Source organism: Bacillus sp. SA1-12 (genome assembly GCF_000981385.1).
Classification (GTDB): domain Bacteria; phylum Bacillota; class Bacilli; order Bacillales; family Bacillaceae; genus Metabacillus.
Window position 1 is genome coordinate 125,778 of the sequence record NZ_LATZ01000002.1, and the last position, 13,116, is coordinate 138,893.

The following is a 13,116-nucleotide window of genomic DNA, read 5'->3' on the forward strand; positions in this document are numbered from 1 at the left end:
ATGGTGCTCTCAAAATGATAAGCCTTTGTTCCAATCAAGACATGGCTCTTAAGGGCATAATTAGAACTCTAGTTCTATGAATCTGATACTTAATCATCATGAGCAGGTACTTTTATGACGAAATCGATCCGCCGATTCAATTGATGATTTTCAGCATTGCCATCATTTGGGGCAATCGGCTTCTCCTCCCCTGCTCCTACAGCTGAAAAAGTAAGATGAGATAATGTCGCAACGCCCTTAAAGTGATGTAATAAACGATTAGCTCGTTCTTCTGTAAGCTTCTGGTTGAATTGATCATCTGCACGATCATCCAAATGAGCTTCGATGATGATTATGGTATTACTAGGCAATGTGGCAAATACTTGATCCAATTCTCTTAAAGCAGCTGCTCCTTTCTCATAAAATACTGCTTGATCATAATTAAAAAGGACTTCATCTAACATTCGAAAAATGATCGAATTCTCTTGTTTTACTACTCTGGTCCCTGGTAAATTTATATTTAAATCAAGTTTTATACTAATCTGAGAACCGGATCCAGGCTCCACCTTTTGACCCTTCATAACTGGTTCACCATCTTTTAGTTTTTTCATCGTTTCATTTTCAGATGCTATAACAGATGCTGCTGCCTCTTCTTTGTTTCCGCAGCCTGAACTAACAAGAACAACAGCTAACAAACTAAACGCATACCATTTCATCATCATCAACTCCTATAACACGCACTACTTAATTCTTGCCGGCTCCTTATGTAGCATTTATTTCTATTGTATCACCAAAATGGAATAATTTGTTTATTTTTCCAATTATCCTAATTCCTTTTCGAAGAAAAATTTGGTGCTCTCTTAAATAGGAAAATGATGATTTACCCATAAAAAAAAATGGCCCACCAGACAAATGTAAATGTCTGTGTAAGCCATCTCTTTTTTAATTCTATTCTTTTACGCGTACAATTCCTTCACTTGCTTTTGAACATTATCATCCTCTAAAAACTCATCATAGGTCATTTGCTTATCGACAATACCGTTTGAGGTAATTTCGATAATCCGATTCGCTATTGTTTGCACAAATTGATGGTCATGTGAGGTAAATATCATCGCACCCTTATATGCAATTAAGCCATTATTAAGAGCTGTAATCGATTCAAGGTCTAAATGGTTTGTTGGTTCATCTAATAATAGAACGTTCGCCCCGCTTAACATCATTTTCGATAGCATACAGCGTACTTTTTCCCCTCCTGATAATACACTTGGCTTCTTCATGACTTCCTCACCTGAGAAAAGCATCCGTCCTAAGAAACCACGTAAAAAGCTTTCACTTTGGTCGTTCGGAGAAAATTGGCGCAGCCAGTCGACAAGATTTGGTTCATCTCCAGTGAAAAACTCACTGTTATCTTTAGGGAAATACGCCTGTGTTGTTGTAACACCCCATTTAAATGTACCGCTATCAGGCTCAATCTCACCAGATAAAATTTTAAATAAAGTTGTTATTGCAATTTCATCACGGCCAACTAAGGCAATTTTATCTTCTCTATTCATAATGAAGCTGATGTTATCTAATACCTTAACACCATCAATTGTTTTAGATAGTCCTTCTACACGAAGAACATCATTTCCGATTTCACGATCCGGTGTAAAGTTCACGTATGGATAACGTCGTGAAGAAGGTTGAATATCATCTATTGTAATTTTATCCAATAGTTTTTTACGAGAAGTCGCTTGCTTTGATTTAGAAGCATTTGCACTAAATCTTGCTATAAAGTTTTGAAGCTCTTTAATTTTCTCTTCTTTTTTCTTGTTTGCTTCCTGCGTCAATTTAAGAGCTAATTGACTTGACTCATACCAGAAATCATAGTTTCCGACATAAATTTTAATTTTTGAAAAGTCTAAATCAGCAATATGTGTACAAACCTTATTTAAAAAGTGACGGTCATGTGAAACAACAATAACTGTATTTTCAAAGTTTATTAAAAATTCCTCAAGCCATGCAATTGCATGAATATCAAGATGGTTTGTAGGCTCGTCTAAAAGAAGAACGTCAGGTTGTCCAAAAAGAGCTTGTGCTAAAAGAACCTTTACCTTCTCTCCGCCGGTTAGATCAGCCATTTTTTTCGTATGAAGTTCTTCCGTAATTCCAAGGCCTTTTAACAAAATAGCTGCTTCACTTTCCGCTTCCCAACCATTTAATTCAGCGAATTCTCCTTCTAATTCTGCAGCCTTCATGCCATCTTCATCAGTAAAATCAGCCTTCATATAGATTGCATCTTTTTCCTGCATGACCTCATATAGGCGTTTATGTCCCATAATAACAACCTTAAGAACTTCATGCTCTTCATATTCAAAGTGATTTTGTTTTAACACCGCTAAACGTTCGCCAGGCGCCATGCTGACGTCACCTGTTTGCGGTTCAATTTCGCCGGATAGTATTTTTAAAAACGTAGACTTCCCAGCCCCATTAGCACCAATTAACCCGTAGCAATTGCCCGGAGTGAATTTAATATTAACATCTTCAAAAAGCTTGCGATCACCATACCGTAAGCTGACATTTGTAACTTGAATCATGAAATATCCTCCAATAAACACAAGGGTTTTTAACCCTATTTACTTTTCACTGATAATATCTAATACATACGATTCACGTATTTTAAGATATGCATAATTATAAAGGAATTTATTAGTAAGGGCAATCTATTGAGAAAAAGACTTTAAAAATTTACATATTCCACTAGGATGAATATTGTGAACAATCAACAAAAAGCTTAATTATTGTTTAAAACAAAAAAGGTAATTTCCAAACAACAGATGTTTTAAAAATAAAAATAAATATTCACTGGTAATTGAATTCCTTATACAACTTTTTTATGTTTATTTGGACAACTCCCAAATGATCAATGGAAGCAGTGGAACTATATCCAGAGCAGAAGAAATTGTATGTGGCTTATATGAAAAGACAAAAGGTGAAGTGTTTGTTTAAATTCATTCTACTATCACTTCCATCTATCTCTATAATGTAAAATATTTATAAGAGAAGGAATAATCGTCATATAATTGATTGTTTCCGTAGATAGTAATAATTGCCACTTTTTGAACTAAAGAAAGTTCCAATGAATTTCTAAATCACCATCTTATAAGGATTGTCTTTATCTAGTTTAGAACTACTATTCCTATTTTCATTTCATTTTAGTTTAGAAGTTGTTGAATTATCTTTTATACAATCTCTTATGTATTGAAAAACTCATCTCTCCTACTTCCAGAAAAAGAGCGATCCCGTAGAAATTCCTTCATTATTATCGATTCATTTGCTTTTCTAAAAATGATCTGTTATTCTTAATAAGAATTATTTTTGTTCGGTCTGTGAGGAAAGATAAGTATTTAAACTTTTCGCCTTTGATATCTAATTGAGCAAGGATAGTATTAAACAGTGGATTATTCCACTCAGGAGGTACAAACATGCAACAAGGTACAGTAAAATGGTTTAACGCAGAAAAAGGATTCGGATTCATCGAAGTTGAAGGTGGAAGCGATGTATTCGTTCATTTCTCAGCTATCCAAGGCGAAGGATTTAAATCTTTAGACGAAGGTCAAAAAGTGACTTTTGATGTTGAACAAGGTCAACGCGGACCACAAGCAGTTAACGTAAACAAAGGTTAATGACGAATGGACTCTTTATTAGAGTCTTTTTTTATTGAGTTTAAAAAAGATTAAAACAACACAAAAATCCCCATTCAAAAAATGAATGGGGACGTAACATGAAATAAGGTAATAAAATGGTTACATAAAGCATACCACATTATTTATAAAACACCTAATTAAATGAAAAATTAATGATAAGTTTAATTTCTTTTTTGATTAAAATTTGATTGTTCGTTTCCTTTCTCAATCCCTCCTTATAACAAGAATTTATTATTCTCACACCTTACCCTTTATAATTCCATGTTTATCTCACGCAAATTAAATATTTAATGAATATGCTACATTAAGTCGCTTGAAAACCATTGTAAAGCTGTATGGCTAGTATAATTATTACTGGCCTTTTTATTGATTTCATTTATCTATAAGTTTTCAAAAGGGGGTATGGTAATTGAAGCAATTTGTCTTTTCTATTGACTCTGAAGAAATTATTGTTCATTCAAATAGTCTTTGGGATGCAGTTGAACATTTAAAGGAGAAAATGAAAGTTAATGAAATCGAACGAGATCAATGGAAAAAAATAAAATTTATAGGTATTAAATATTAGATCCCTCAACTTCCTATCCATACCGAGCTTTAGAGGCACATAGATGAAAAAACTAAGACCACTTTAAACTTAACTATCTATGTGTCTTTTTCGTTTTAACGTTGTTTATGCTTATTTTCTTCAGCAATAAACCAAGATAAGGTTGTTACATAAAGAATGACAAAAACAGCAGATACTTCATGATTTCCATCATTAATTACCACCCATACCAATGCACCAAAAAAACAGGTATACAGAATCATAGTGATATTGAATAATATTGATAAAAGTAAATTGAAAAGTTTTATCATATTAGTCAATCCCCTTTAATCAATTACTCCCGCTTTGTTCTGTTTCCTTCTTAAATATAAATTGAAAATGTATAAAAATATTCGATCGCTTTTTATCGATACAAACACAAACAACCTTAATGAAATATATTAGATGTTGTTTAAAACATTGTATGTAACAACAGATAGTCCCGATTAATTTTTGTATGTAGGACAATCAATTATTGCCCATAAAAAAATCACTTTCCCATGGCATATCTTGCTGCGATATCCTAGAAAAGCGATCTTATGCTATTTATTGATAAAGTATTTCCTGGCATTCTTAGAGGTTTACTATATGGCATGCCTCTATAGTTATCTAGTTCCCCTTCCGATGCTTTCTCATCACTATGTATAAAAAAATCAATCCAGTCGTAACAGTCGTCAGCGCTGATAACATCGCGTTAACGTTTGTTACAACAAATAAAGATGGAATATTACCAACTACTGTATCCTCCATGGTTAGAAAAATACATAAAAACATGTTATTTGCGGCATGGGCACCAATGGAAAACTCAGAACTATTTGTTTTTATGGAAATATAAGTCCAAATGAATCCCATTGCTAAATAATCAATTGCAACCCAAATTGCCCCGTGCTCCATTTCAGGATTTGAAAAGTGCAAGCTTCCAAAGATACCTCCAATGATGATCATTAAAATAATGGGGTTCTTTGTTAATTTTCCTGCCCATTGCAACAAAAACCCTCTAAAAAATAATTCCTCTGAGGTTGTTTGAATAGGAACTAACAGGATCGAAGCAACTACCAACCAGGCAAATCTAGAACCATCAAAATCATTTAACATATAATCATTTGGAAAAATGGCGTAGTCTAATAGAGCGAACAGCGCAAATAACGAGAAAGCAATCAAAAATCCATATAATATCTTTGACCAATTCACCATATTATATGGCGTGATAAAGGAAATCAGTTTTCTCTTTAAAATCGTGCGTGCTGCAAGCCACATTCCGAAAACAGCAGAGATATTGACGATATGATATAGATAAAAATCCACTAACGGATCTGTAATCATCATATCTTCTAGATCAACAATACTCGGGTTTATAAACGCTGTTAGTAATACAGCAATTATGTATGCGATCGTTCCGATAACAAACATAAATGCTAAAATAACCAAGAGTGACCAAAAATAACGCCAATGGCTGTTTTTTCCCTCTGACATTCTAATAAAATGTTGTCCCATCTTACCACTCCTCTATGTTTCTACCATAATTGAAATAAAAGATACCCTGCAACACCCCAGATTATTTGGCTGAAACTTTATTAATTTTATGTAAAAAAAATTCCTTCATGATCCATTTTTCATAACCGCTATACACTAAAGAGCTTGTTCCAATCACACCGATTGTATCTAAAATAGCGTGAGGATTTAGCAATGAAACAGACATCGCAAACATCATTTGCCTTTTAGCTGATAAGGATGTGTGATTGCCCTGTTGATTTGAGTGACTGCCAGTCTTTCAAATGTACCAGCCCATAAAAATTAAAAATACAATGCCAATCAAAAAAATAATTGTTTTTAGCCACTCAAAAGAAAAAACAATAACTGATACTCCCATTACAGCAAGAAGGATTAAGAAAGTGTCACATAGCGCAGCAGTTAAAATTGCCGGAAGTGCACGAAAATATGTAGGCTGTGTGGCTCCTTGGTTAAACACAAATACATTTTGAGCACCCAATGGAAAAATGAGTCCAAAAGCAAGTAATATCCCATGTAAAATTGCGTACATTATCTACTTATCCCTTCATTTACTTGTCTTTTTCTATTAATCTTATTACCTTCATATCACACTTAGTATTTTTAACAAAAATTAACAACTAAATCAATGAAAAGACACAAATTTTCATAAAAGAAAAGATGATTTTGTGTTTTAAGTATTCGAAAACGATTTCTCATATGTTCCTAGTTAGGAATGACATATTACATTTATTGACCCCTATTTAAACAAGAGCAAATAATTTACAGCTTAAAGCTGATGAACAGATGGATGAAACAAGCAAATAAAAGAGCTGAAACCAATTTTCAGCCCTTTCTTTCTTAAACTTCATATAATTTATTATACAAATTCTTAAAGATTGTGATAACTTCAAAAGTCTTTTCATTTGGTACACCAAAGTCTTCAATATCCCAATATAAGCTTAAAATTGAATGACAATAACCCCATAATAAAATTCTCTCTTTATTTAAATGTAAATAATCTACTAAAATATTTATCCTTCTTTCAATCAGTTTTTCTACTTGGTCATCAGGTAATTTATTCAACAAAAATTGAATGACATCATATTCTCTTTCACCTATTAATCCCTTTGGATCAATGACAATCCAGTCTTTTTGATTTATTGATAAAACATTGTAGTGATGGAAATCACCGTGTAGAAGGTATAAACCTTTCATTGTACTGATCAGCCTTGAAAAGATCTCTTCTGCCTCTATCAGCATTGTTTTCGTAAGAGGGCCAACTCCATCTTTATGAGTAAGCCGTATTTTCTGAAAGTCCTTTTCCCGTTCGAAAATTGTCTGAATGCTTGTGTTATTCGGGGGGGATTTCCATAATCTTTTCATAACCTGTGCCATGATCAATGTGGCCTCATCATCATTTTTAATAGATGCCAGCTTTTCACCTGGCGATACATGCTCTAAGATCATAATGCCATTTTCAGATTCTTCATCAAGAAGGCGGATAATTCCTTGTCCGTTGAAATGTTTAAGGGCCTCGACTTCTTTTTGAAACCCCTCATCACCTGGTACCACTAATTTAACTACAACTTTACTTCCATCTGCTCTAACTGCAGGTGCTACAAAATTATAAGATAGCTCATAGGGCGGCTGGATCTTAAGCTCCCATTTTTCTTCACAATGTTTGATTAGCTGTTCAAAATGATTTAACCACCTCTGTCCATTCTCTTTATGGACCGATTTTATCGTTTTAACAAACTCATCTGGCAAATACGTCATCCTTTTCACCCTTACCTAAAAATTGCTGTAATTTGTACAAAATGATATTAAAATCCCTAACATTTAAAAGTGATCTCTTTTACTATTTCGATATGTATTAAATAAGTCCTTTCCAATTTTTATACTTAGTTTATACTTACAGTTAGGATTCATTTCTAAACTTTTAGCAGGTTTTATGATAAAATGGGCTTTCAATAGGTAAAAGGAGTTCTAAATTCATGAAGTTATATACATTAATTGAATACTGTTTATTACTAATTTTGGCAGGACTATATTTCGCCTTCCTTGGTTTTCAATCAAAAGGCGCAACCTTTATAATTGGGGTTATTTTTCTATATGTCATGATTAACATCTTTTCAAAAAGACTCCTGCCCCGGTATATTCCAGAGAATAAGCAAGTGTCGGTATTATCATGTGTACTTTTGATTATTGGCACCGTATTTTTAACCATGCTTATCTTAACACTGCTGGCCATTTAATCATTTGATTGGCCAGGTGGTTTTCCTTCATTTAGCTTACGTCTTTTCCGGATAATTAAAATAATGATTAGCAGGAGGCCTCCTAAGATAGCTAGTATCGGCAAGCTTCCTACAAAGAAGATGATAAGTGCAGAGCAAGCTTGCAATAAAAAATTGATACTGTTCATAAATTGTTCCTGCGTTCTTTCCCAAGTGTTTAACTCTTTATTTTCTAAACCAGGAACATTCACCTTATCCTCCATTAAATGAATCGTAACCGTAGCAAGGTCTACCTTATTGTTTAAGTAGTTCATTCTCCCTTTAATTTGTTCAATTTCTTCCTGAACAGCGGCCAAATCATTTGATATCTTAAGTAAATCCTCGGTTTTTTCAGCCTTACTCATAAAGTCGAGCAAGCGAGCTTCAACGATTTGTTTTGATTTTAAACGTGCTTCAAGGTCTACATATTCTTCAGTTACATCCTGACCTGAAATAGAACGGTCATTTACCTTGGTACTTCCATTTTCAACTGCCTGTAAAAAAGACTTAAATTGCTCCTGAGGGAGGCGCACCGTGATGGTCCCCTCTAACAATTGACGTTCTCCTGTTGTATACGAATTAGATTCAACGACATAACCATTAGCTGACTCAAGCTTCTGTTGGATAAACTCCATTGTCTTTTGATAGCTTTTTACTTCAATCGAAAGGTTTGCAGTATAGATAACCATTCGGTCGCTTTGATTTGATGTTTCTGAAATTCGTTGTTCATTTCCTTCTGCCTCTGTTCTCTCATTTGAATTCTGTGCAGCATCTTCATCAGCGTTTTCCGACTTTTCCCCTATATCTTGAGCAGTGTTGCTTTTATCTACCATTTCTCCAACTGCTTTATCTGCCTGTTTGCTTTCTTCACTAGAATTGCTGCAACCGCATATCAGTCCTATCAATAGAATTGTCCAAGCAATCAACAACAGCTTTTTCATCCTGCCACACCCTTTGTATAAATTTTCCGGTATGATTAGGTAGACGTTTTATACATAAAAGGGTTACAAATTTAAAAAGGCAAATAAGGTTATCAAAAATTAAAAGGCCAGAATCACGCAAGCACAATTTATGACTTTGATATACATGAAGTCATATTTATTGTGAATTTTGCTGAATTCTGACCTTTTTTATTTATTCTGTTTTACTCAGATGGCCAAACGGGAAGAAAATAAATTCCGATTTACCTAAAATTCGATCTGACTCTATCAAGCCAAGTCCGTTGCGGCTATCCATGCTATTTAAGCGATTATCCCCCATAACAAAATAACTTCCTTCTGGGACCTCAATCTCTTCAAAATCATTAGTCAGGAGCATACCCATTTGTTGTGCTTCTTCTTTGTTACTCTCTAAATAGGGCTCGTTTATCACTTTACCATTGACATACACCTTACCATTTTCCGCACTAATCTTATCTCCTGGAGAGCCGATAATTCGTTTAACATAGCGTATATCTTCTTCTTTTCCTTTAATGATTACAATATCTCCTTTTTCTATTTCACCAATAAATTGCAAGGTTTTATTGACGAAAAGCCGATCTCCATCCTTTAAGGTTGGATCCATTGAAGAGCCTTCAACAAGATACGGCTCAAATAAAAAGAAACGTATAATCATTGCCAGCCCGATTGCTAAAACAATTGCTTTTATCCATTCCCAGATCTTTGACTTTGGCGCTTCTGTTTCTGTTTGCGACATGATGAACCTCCTAATTTCAGTGCTCTAATTCTATTATACCTATATACAAATTTATTTGCTAAAAAATAAAAAAATCCTTTATCTTTTTTTATTAATGACAAAATGAAAACAAATGGAAAAATAATCAATTCAAAGAGAGGTGGGCTAAGGAACGGAATTTGTTTTCATGTCATTCGAGGATTACATATTATAGGAGGGTTTGCTGCTCTTTTTGTTTTTTGGATTCCGATTGTTACGAAAAAAGATGGAAAGCTCCATAAGATGTTCGGCTGGCTCTACGTCAATGGTATGATTATTGTAGCAATTAGTGCTTTTTATATGGGATTTTTCCGTATTTTTATTGATCATTCAGCAACACAAGAATTGACCTCTTTTTCCTGGCTTCTCTTTGTTATAAATATTTTAAGTTCAGCAGCATCTTATTATGGAGTATGTGTTCTAAAATTTAAAAATCGCAAAAAATCCATTCTGATCTACTTGATTTCATTTTTCCATTATTGCTGCTTACTTCAGGTATAGGGATTAGTATTTATGGGTTTCAAAAGACTTTCAATTACTAGCATAGTTTCCTCTAATTGGAATAGCTCTAGACATCAGTCAGCTTAAATATCCGCTGAACAAACCAAAAAGAACTATGCATTGGTGGTTTGAACATTTTTCCGGAATGCTTGCTTGTTGTATTTCCACCGTTACAGCGTTTATTGTTTTTGGTGCTCCAACGTTATTGGTCAGTAAATTATTGTGGTTTTTACCGAACACGCCAATAATAATCGGCCTAGGTTTATATAGGAATAAATTTTACCAATCAAAAAATGCACGTTTATACATCTCATACATGTGTTTAAATCATGAAAAAGGTGCAAAAGTGCACCTTTTTCATTTATTTACTCCACTACCTCCAATGTTACATCAATATTCCCTCTAGTCGCTTTTGAATATGGACATAAATCATGTGCTATATGGACGATACCATCCAGTTTGTTCTTTTCAATTCCAGAACCTTTAACTTGTAACGTTACGGCTAATTTAAAGCCTTGATCTGCTTCATCCTTTAATAAACTTACATTTGCCGTTACTTCTGAATCAAATTGCACTTTTTCCTTTTTAGCCATAAGCTGTAATGCACCATCAAAGCACGCAGCATATCCTGCTGCAAAAAGCTCCTCAGGATTTGTTGCTTCTGGCAACTCCTTTGATCTTGGGGTGCCGGGCATTGCAATATCTAAGTCAAAATTTCCGTCAGAGGATGTTACATGTCCTTCCCGGCCGCCAACGGCAGTAACTTTTGCTGTAAATAATGATTTTGACACAGTGATCATCCCTTCTATATTATTTTTCCTTTATAGACTTTACCCTTTTTTATTCATTTTAATCGAATGTTTTCCTTTCCTGATGTTATGAGCTAACACTTTGTTTGGGATTTAGGATTCTCGTGTTTCTGTTCATTAATAGTTAGTATTTTTACAATAAGCTTTAACACGTAAAAAGCTGATTAAAACGAAAGTTAACTTCATTCTAATCAGCTCAGTATAAAAAATTTATTCTCTAACTTGTTTTTTCAATAATCCCAGCAGAATAGCTGTGACAATAGCACCAATGACAATCGCCAGCAAATAAAGCAGAGGATTTCCTTCCACTAATGGAATAACGAATGCTCCTCCATGCGGAGCTCGTAAACCATTTCCAAAGAACATAGCTAAAGCACCAGCAACCGCTGAACCGGCAACTATTGAAGGAATAACGCGGCCTGGATCTGAAGCCGCAAATGGGATTGCGCCTTCAGTAATAAAGGAAGCCCCCATGATATAGCAAGTAATACCTGCTTCACGTTCACGTTTTGTAAATTTACTGCGGAAAAATGTTGTTGCAAGTGCAATACCTAATGGAGGTACCATCCCACCAGCCATAACAGCTGCATGTGGTGCAAAATTACCTGAATCGATCATGGCAATACCGAATGTAAACGCAGCTTTATTAATTGGACCACCCATATCAATTGCCATCATTCCCCCAAGAATCAATCCAAGAAGAACTAAATTACCTGTGCCTAATCCGCCTAAAAACTCACTAATTTGTGTGTTTAATGCACTTACTGGTTTATTAACAACAAAAAACATAATCATTCCGACACTGAAAATGCTAAGAACTGGATATAAGAGCACCGGCTTAATGCCTTCCAATGATGAAGGCAAACCTGATAATAATTTTTTCAGTAGAACGACAATATACCCCGCTAAAAATCCTGCGATTAAACCACCTAAAAACCCCGCTCCACCTTGTGCAGCCATAAACCCGCCAACCATACCCGGTGCCAAACCTGGACGATCCGCGATACTTAAAGCAATAAATCCTGCTAACACTGGAACCATCAGTCCAAATGCATTTCCCCCGCCAATCGTACTTAATGCTTCCGCAAAAGCGTTATACGTTTCATGAGTTGGGTCTGATGCATGGATACCAAACATAAATGAAATCGCAATTAAAATACCTCCGCCGACAACAAACGGCAGCATGTTTGAAACACCATTCATTAAATGTTTATAAAAACCAGTTCTTTCTCCGCCGCGATCTTCTTTTCTTGTCTCACCGCTGCCTTGATAGATGACTGCATCTTGTTTTAACGCACGCTCGATTAATTCTTTAGGCTTACGAATCCCGTCTGCTACAGGTACTATGATAACATGTTTCCCTTTAAAACGTTCCATCTCCACCTGCTTATCGGCTGCAACAATAATCGCGGTTGCTTCTTGAATTTCAGCATCTGTTAAAACATTTTTCGCACCGCCTGAACCGTTTGTCTCTACCTTGATAGAGACGTTCATTTCTTTTGCTTTTTCCTTTAAGGAATCAGCAGCCATATACGTATGTGCGATTCCAGTTGGACAAGCTGTAACAGCTAATATTTTGCCGGTACTTGACTCATTTACTACTGCTTCTTCATCTTTTTCATCATATTGATCAATAATGTCCAACACTTCACTAGCTGTATTGGCTGCTAATAACCGATCTCTCACTTCTTGTTTCATTAGGATGGAAGAAAGCTTGGATAACGCTTCTAAATGGGTATTATTTGCACCTTCAGACGCAGCAATCATAAAAAACAGATAGCTTGGCTTCCCATCAAGTGCCTCATAATCAACACCGCCATTTGAACGGCCAAATACAATGGCTGGATGCAAAACGGCATTTGTCTTTGCATGCGGGATTGCAATTCCATCACCAATCCCAGTTGTGCTTTGTTGTTCACGAGCCATTACTGCTTGTTGATATCCTGCTTTATCGGAAAGCTTACCTGCCTTGTCTAAAACATCAACTAGTTCACCTATTACATTTGCTTTTGATGTTGAATGGAGGTCAAGCTTTATCGTTTCTTTTGTCAAAAGTTCTGTAATTCTCATTGTATTTCCCC

The 13,116-nt window shown here is 35.0% G+C and carries 13 protein-coding genes and 1 pseudogene; 4 read left to right on the forward strand and 10 right to left on the reverse strand.

Features of this window, described 5'->3' with window-relative positions:
* Positions 1–89: 89 nt before the first annotated feature.
* The gene (locus WQ54_RS01800) at positions 90–701 is read right to left on the reverse strand and encodes an OmpA family protein (protein ID WP_084821794.1); all 612 of its coding nucleotides are present in this window, start codon (positions 699–701) and stop codon (positions 90–92) included.
* A gap of 234 nt (positions 702–935) precedes the next feature.
* Positions 936–2,555: an ABC-F family ATP-binding cassette domain-containing protein gene (locus WQ54_RS01805; RefSeq protein ID WP_046511248.1), complete on the reverse strand. Its 1,620-nt coding sequence runs from the start codon at positions 2,553–2,555 to the stop codon at positions 936–938.
* Between the two features lie 888 nt (positions 2,556–3,443).
* On the opposite strand from WQ54_RS01805, the gene WQ54_RS01810 reads away from it, so the two are divergent.
* Together WQ54_RS01810 and WQ54_RS33315 are read left to right on the forward strand one after the other, a co-directional pair.
* Complete coding sequence (locus tag WQ54_RS01810; RefSeq protein ID WP_046511250.1) at positions 3,444–3,644, forward strand: cold-shock protein; 201 nt, start codon at positions 3,444–3,446, stop codon at positions 3,642–3,644.
* A 430-nt stretch (positions 3,645–4,074) separates the two neighbouring features.
* Positions 4,075–4,230, forward strand: a complete 156-nt coding sequence (locus tag WQ54_RS33315) for a hypothetical protein (protein ID WP_156177622.1) — start codon at positions 4,075–4,077, stop codon at positions 4,228–4,230.
* Positions 4,231–4,325: 95 nt separating this feature from the next.
* On the opposite strand, the gene WQ54_RS01815 is transcribed toward WQ54_RS33315, so the two are convergent.
* The 4 genes and pseudogenes from WQ54_RS01815 to WQ54_RS01830 form a co-directional block, all read right to left on the reverse strand.
* The gene (locus WQ54_RS01815; RefSeq protein WP_046511253.1) at positions 4,326–4,520 is read right to left on the reverse strand and encodes a hypothetical protein; all 195 of its coding nucleotides are present in this window, start codon (positions 4,518–4,520) and stop codon (positions 4,326–4,328) included.
* 337 nt (positions 4,521–4,857) lie between these two features.
* Positions 4,858–5,742 carry a CPBP family intramembrane glutamic endopeptidase gene (locus WQ54_RS01820; RefSeq protein WP_046511256.1) on the reverse strand — a complete coding sequence of 295 codons (885 nt, stop codon included), beginning with the start codon at positions 5,740–5,742 and terminating at the stop codon, positions 4,858–4,860.
* Positions 5,743–5,854: 112 nt separating this feature from the next.
* Positions 5,855–6,289, reverse strand: a pseudogene (locus WQ54_RS01825) (LysE/ArgO family amino acid transporter); the annotation flags it as partial.
* A gap of 308 nt (positions 6,290–6,597) precedes the next feature.
* Positions 6,598–7,515 (reverse strand): aminoglycoside phosphotransferase family protein, encoded by a 918-nt coding sequence (locus WQ54_RS01830; protein WP_046511260.1) that lies wholly within the window; start codon positions 7,513–7,515, stop codon positions 6,598–6,600.
* Positions 7,516–7,733: 218 nt separating this feature from the next.
* Here WQ54_RS01830 and WQ54_RS01835 point away from each other — a divergent pair, with 218 nt between their 5' ends.
* Complete coding sequence (locus WQ54_RS01835; protein ID WP_046511263.1) at positions 7,734–7,994, forward strand: hypothetical protein; 261 nt, start codon at positions 7,734–7,736, stop codon at positions 7,992–7,994.
* Here the strand turns inward: WQ54_RS01835 and WQ54_RS01840 are convergent.
* The gene (locus WQ54_RS01840) at positions 7,991–8,953 is read right to left on the reverse strand and encodes a DUF4349 domain-containing protein (protein ID WP_046511266.1); all 963 of its coding nucleotides are present in this window, start codon (positions 8,951–8,953) and stop codon (positions 7,991–7,993) included. The genes WQ54_RS01835 and WQ54_RS01840 overlap by 4 nt on opposite strands.
* A 193-nt stretch (positions 8,954–9,146) precedes the next feature.
* Positions 9,147–9,707, reverse strand: a complete 561-nt coding sequence (lepB, locus tag WQ54_RS01845; protein ID WP_046511269.1) for a signal peptidase I — start codon at positions 9,705–9,707, stop codon at positions 9,147–9,149.
* Positions 9,708–9,809: 102 nt separating this feature from the next.
* Between lepB and WQ54_RS34530 the strand changes: the two genes are divergently transcribed.
* Entirely contained in the window at positions 9,810–10,226 is a 417-nt protein-coding gene (locus WQ54_RS34530; RefSeq protein WP_231597430.1) for a DUF2306 domain-containing protein, read from the forward strand.
* 365 nt (positions 10,227–10,591) lie between these two features.
* Here WQ54_RS34530 and WQ54_RS01855 read toward each other — a convergent pair whose 3' ends face one another.
* Entirely contained in the window at positions 10,592–11,017 is a 426-nt protein-coding gene (locus WQ54_RS01855) for an organic hydroperoxide resistance protein (RefSeq protein ID WP_046511272.1), read from the reverse strand.
* Positions 11,018–11,245: 228 nt separating this feature from the next.
* The gene (locus tag WQ54_RS01860; protein ID WP_046511275.1) at positions 11,246–13,105 is read right to left on the reverse strand and encodes a PTS fructose transporter subunit IIABC; all 1,860 of its coding nucleotides are present in this window, start codon (positions 13,103–13,105) and stop codon (positions 11,246–11,248) included.
* Positions 13,106–13,116: the final 11 nt, after the last annotated feature.

What these genes read in the sequence shown, in the direction of transcription:
- WQ54_RS01800 (WP_084821794.1), bottom strand. Translation starts at nt 701, where the DNA reads ATGATGATGAAATGGTATGCGTTTAGTTTGTTAGCTGTTGTTCTTGTT.
- WQ54_RS01840 (WP_046511266.1), bottom strand. Translation starts at nt 8,953, where the DNA reads ATGAAAAAGCTGTTGTTGATTGCTTGGACAATTCTATTGATAGGACTG.
- WQ54_RS01805 (WP_046511248.1), bottom strand. Translation starts at nt 2,555, where the DNA reads ATGATTCAAGTTACAAATGTCAGCTTACGGTATGGTGATCGCAAGCTT.
- WQ54_RS01810 (WP_046511250.1), top strand. Translation starts at nt 3,444, where the DNA reads ATGCAACAAGGTACAGTAAAATGGTTTAACGCAGAAAAAGGATTCGGA.
- lepB (WP_046511269.1), bottom strand. Translation starts at nt 9,707, where the DNA reads ATGTCGCAAACAGAAACAGAAGCGCCAAAGTCAAAGATCTGGGAATGG.
- WQ54_RS01860 (WP_046511275.1), bottom strand. Translation starts at nt 13,105, where the DNA reads ATGAGAATTACAGAACTTTTGACAAAAGAAACGATAAAGCTTGACCTC.
- WQ54_RS34530 (WP_231597430.1), top strand. Translation starts at nt 9,810, where the DNA reads ATGAAAACAAATGGAAAAATAATCAATTCAAAGAGAGGTGGGCTAAGG.
- WQ54_RS01820 (WP_046511256.1), bottom strand. Translation starts at nt 5,742, where the DNA reads ATGGGACAACATTTTATTAGAATGTCAGAGGGAAAAAACAGCCATTGG.
- WQ54_RS01815 (WP_046511253.1), bottom strand. Translation starts at nt 4,520, where the DNA reads ATGATAAAACTTTTCAATTTACTTTTATCAATATTATTCAATATCACT.
- WQ54_RS01835 (WP_046511263.1), top strand. Translation starts at nt 7,734, where the DNA reads ATGAAGTTATATACATTAATTGAATACTGTTTATTACTAATTTTGGCA.
- WQ54_RS01830 (WP_046511260.1), bottom strand. Translation starts at nt 7,515, where the DNA reads ATGACGTATTTGCCAGATGAGTTTGTTAAAACGATAAAATCGGTCCAT.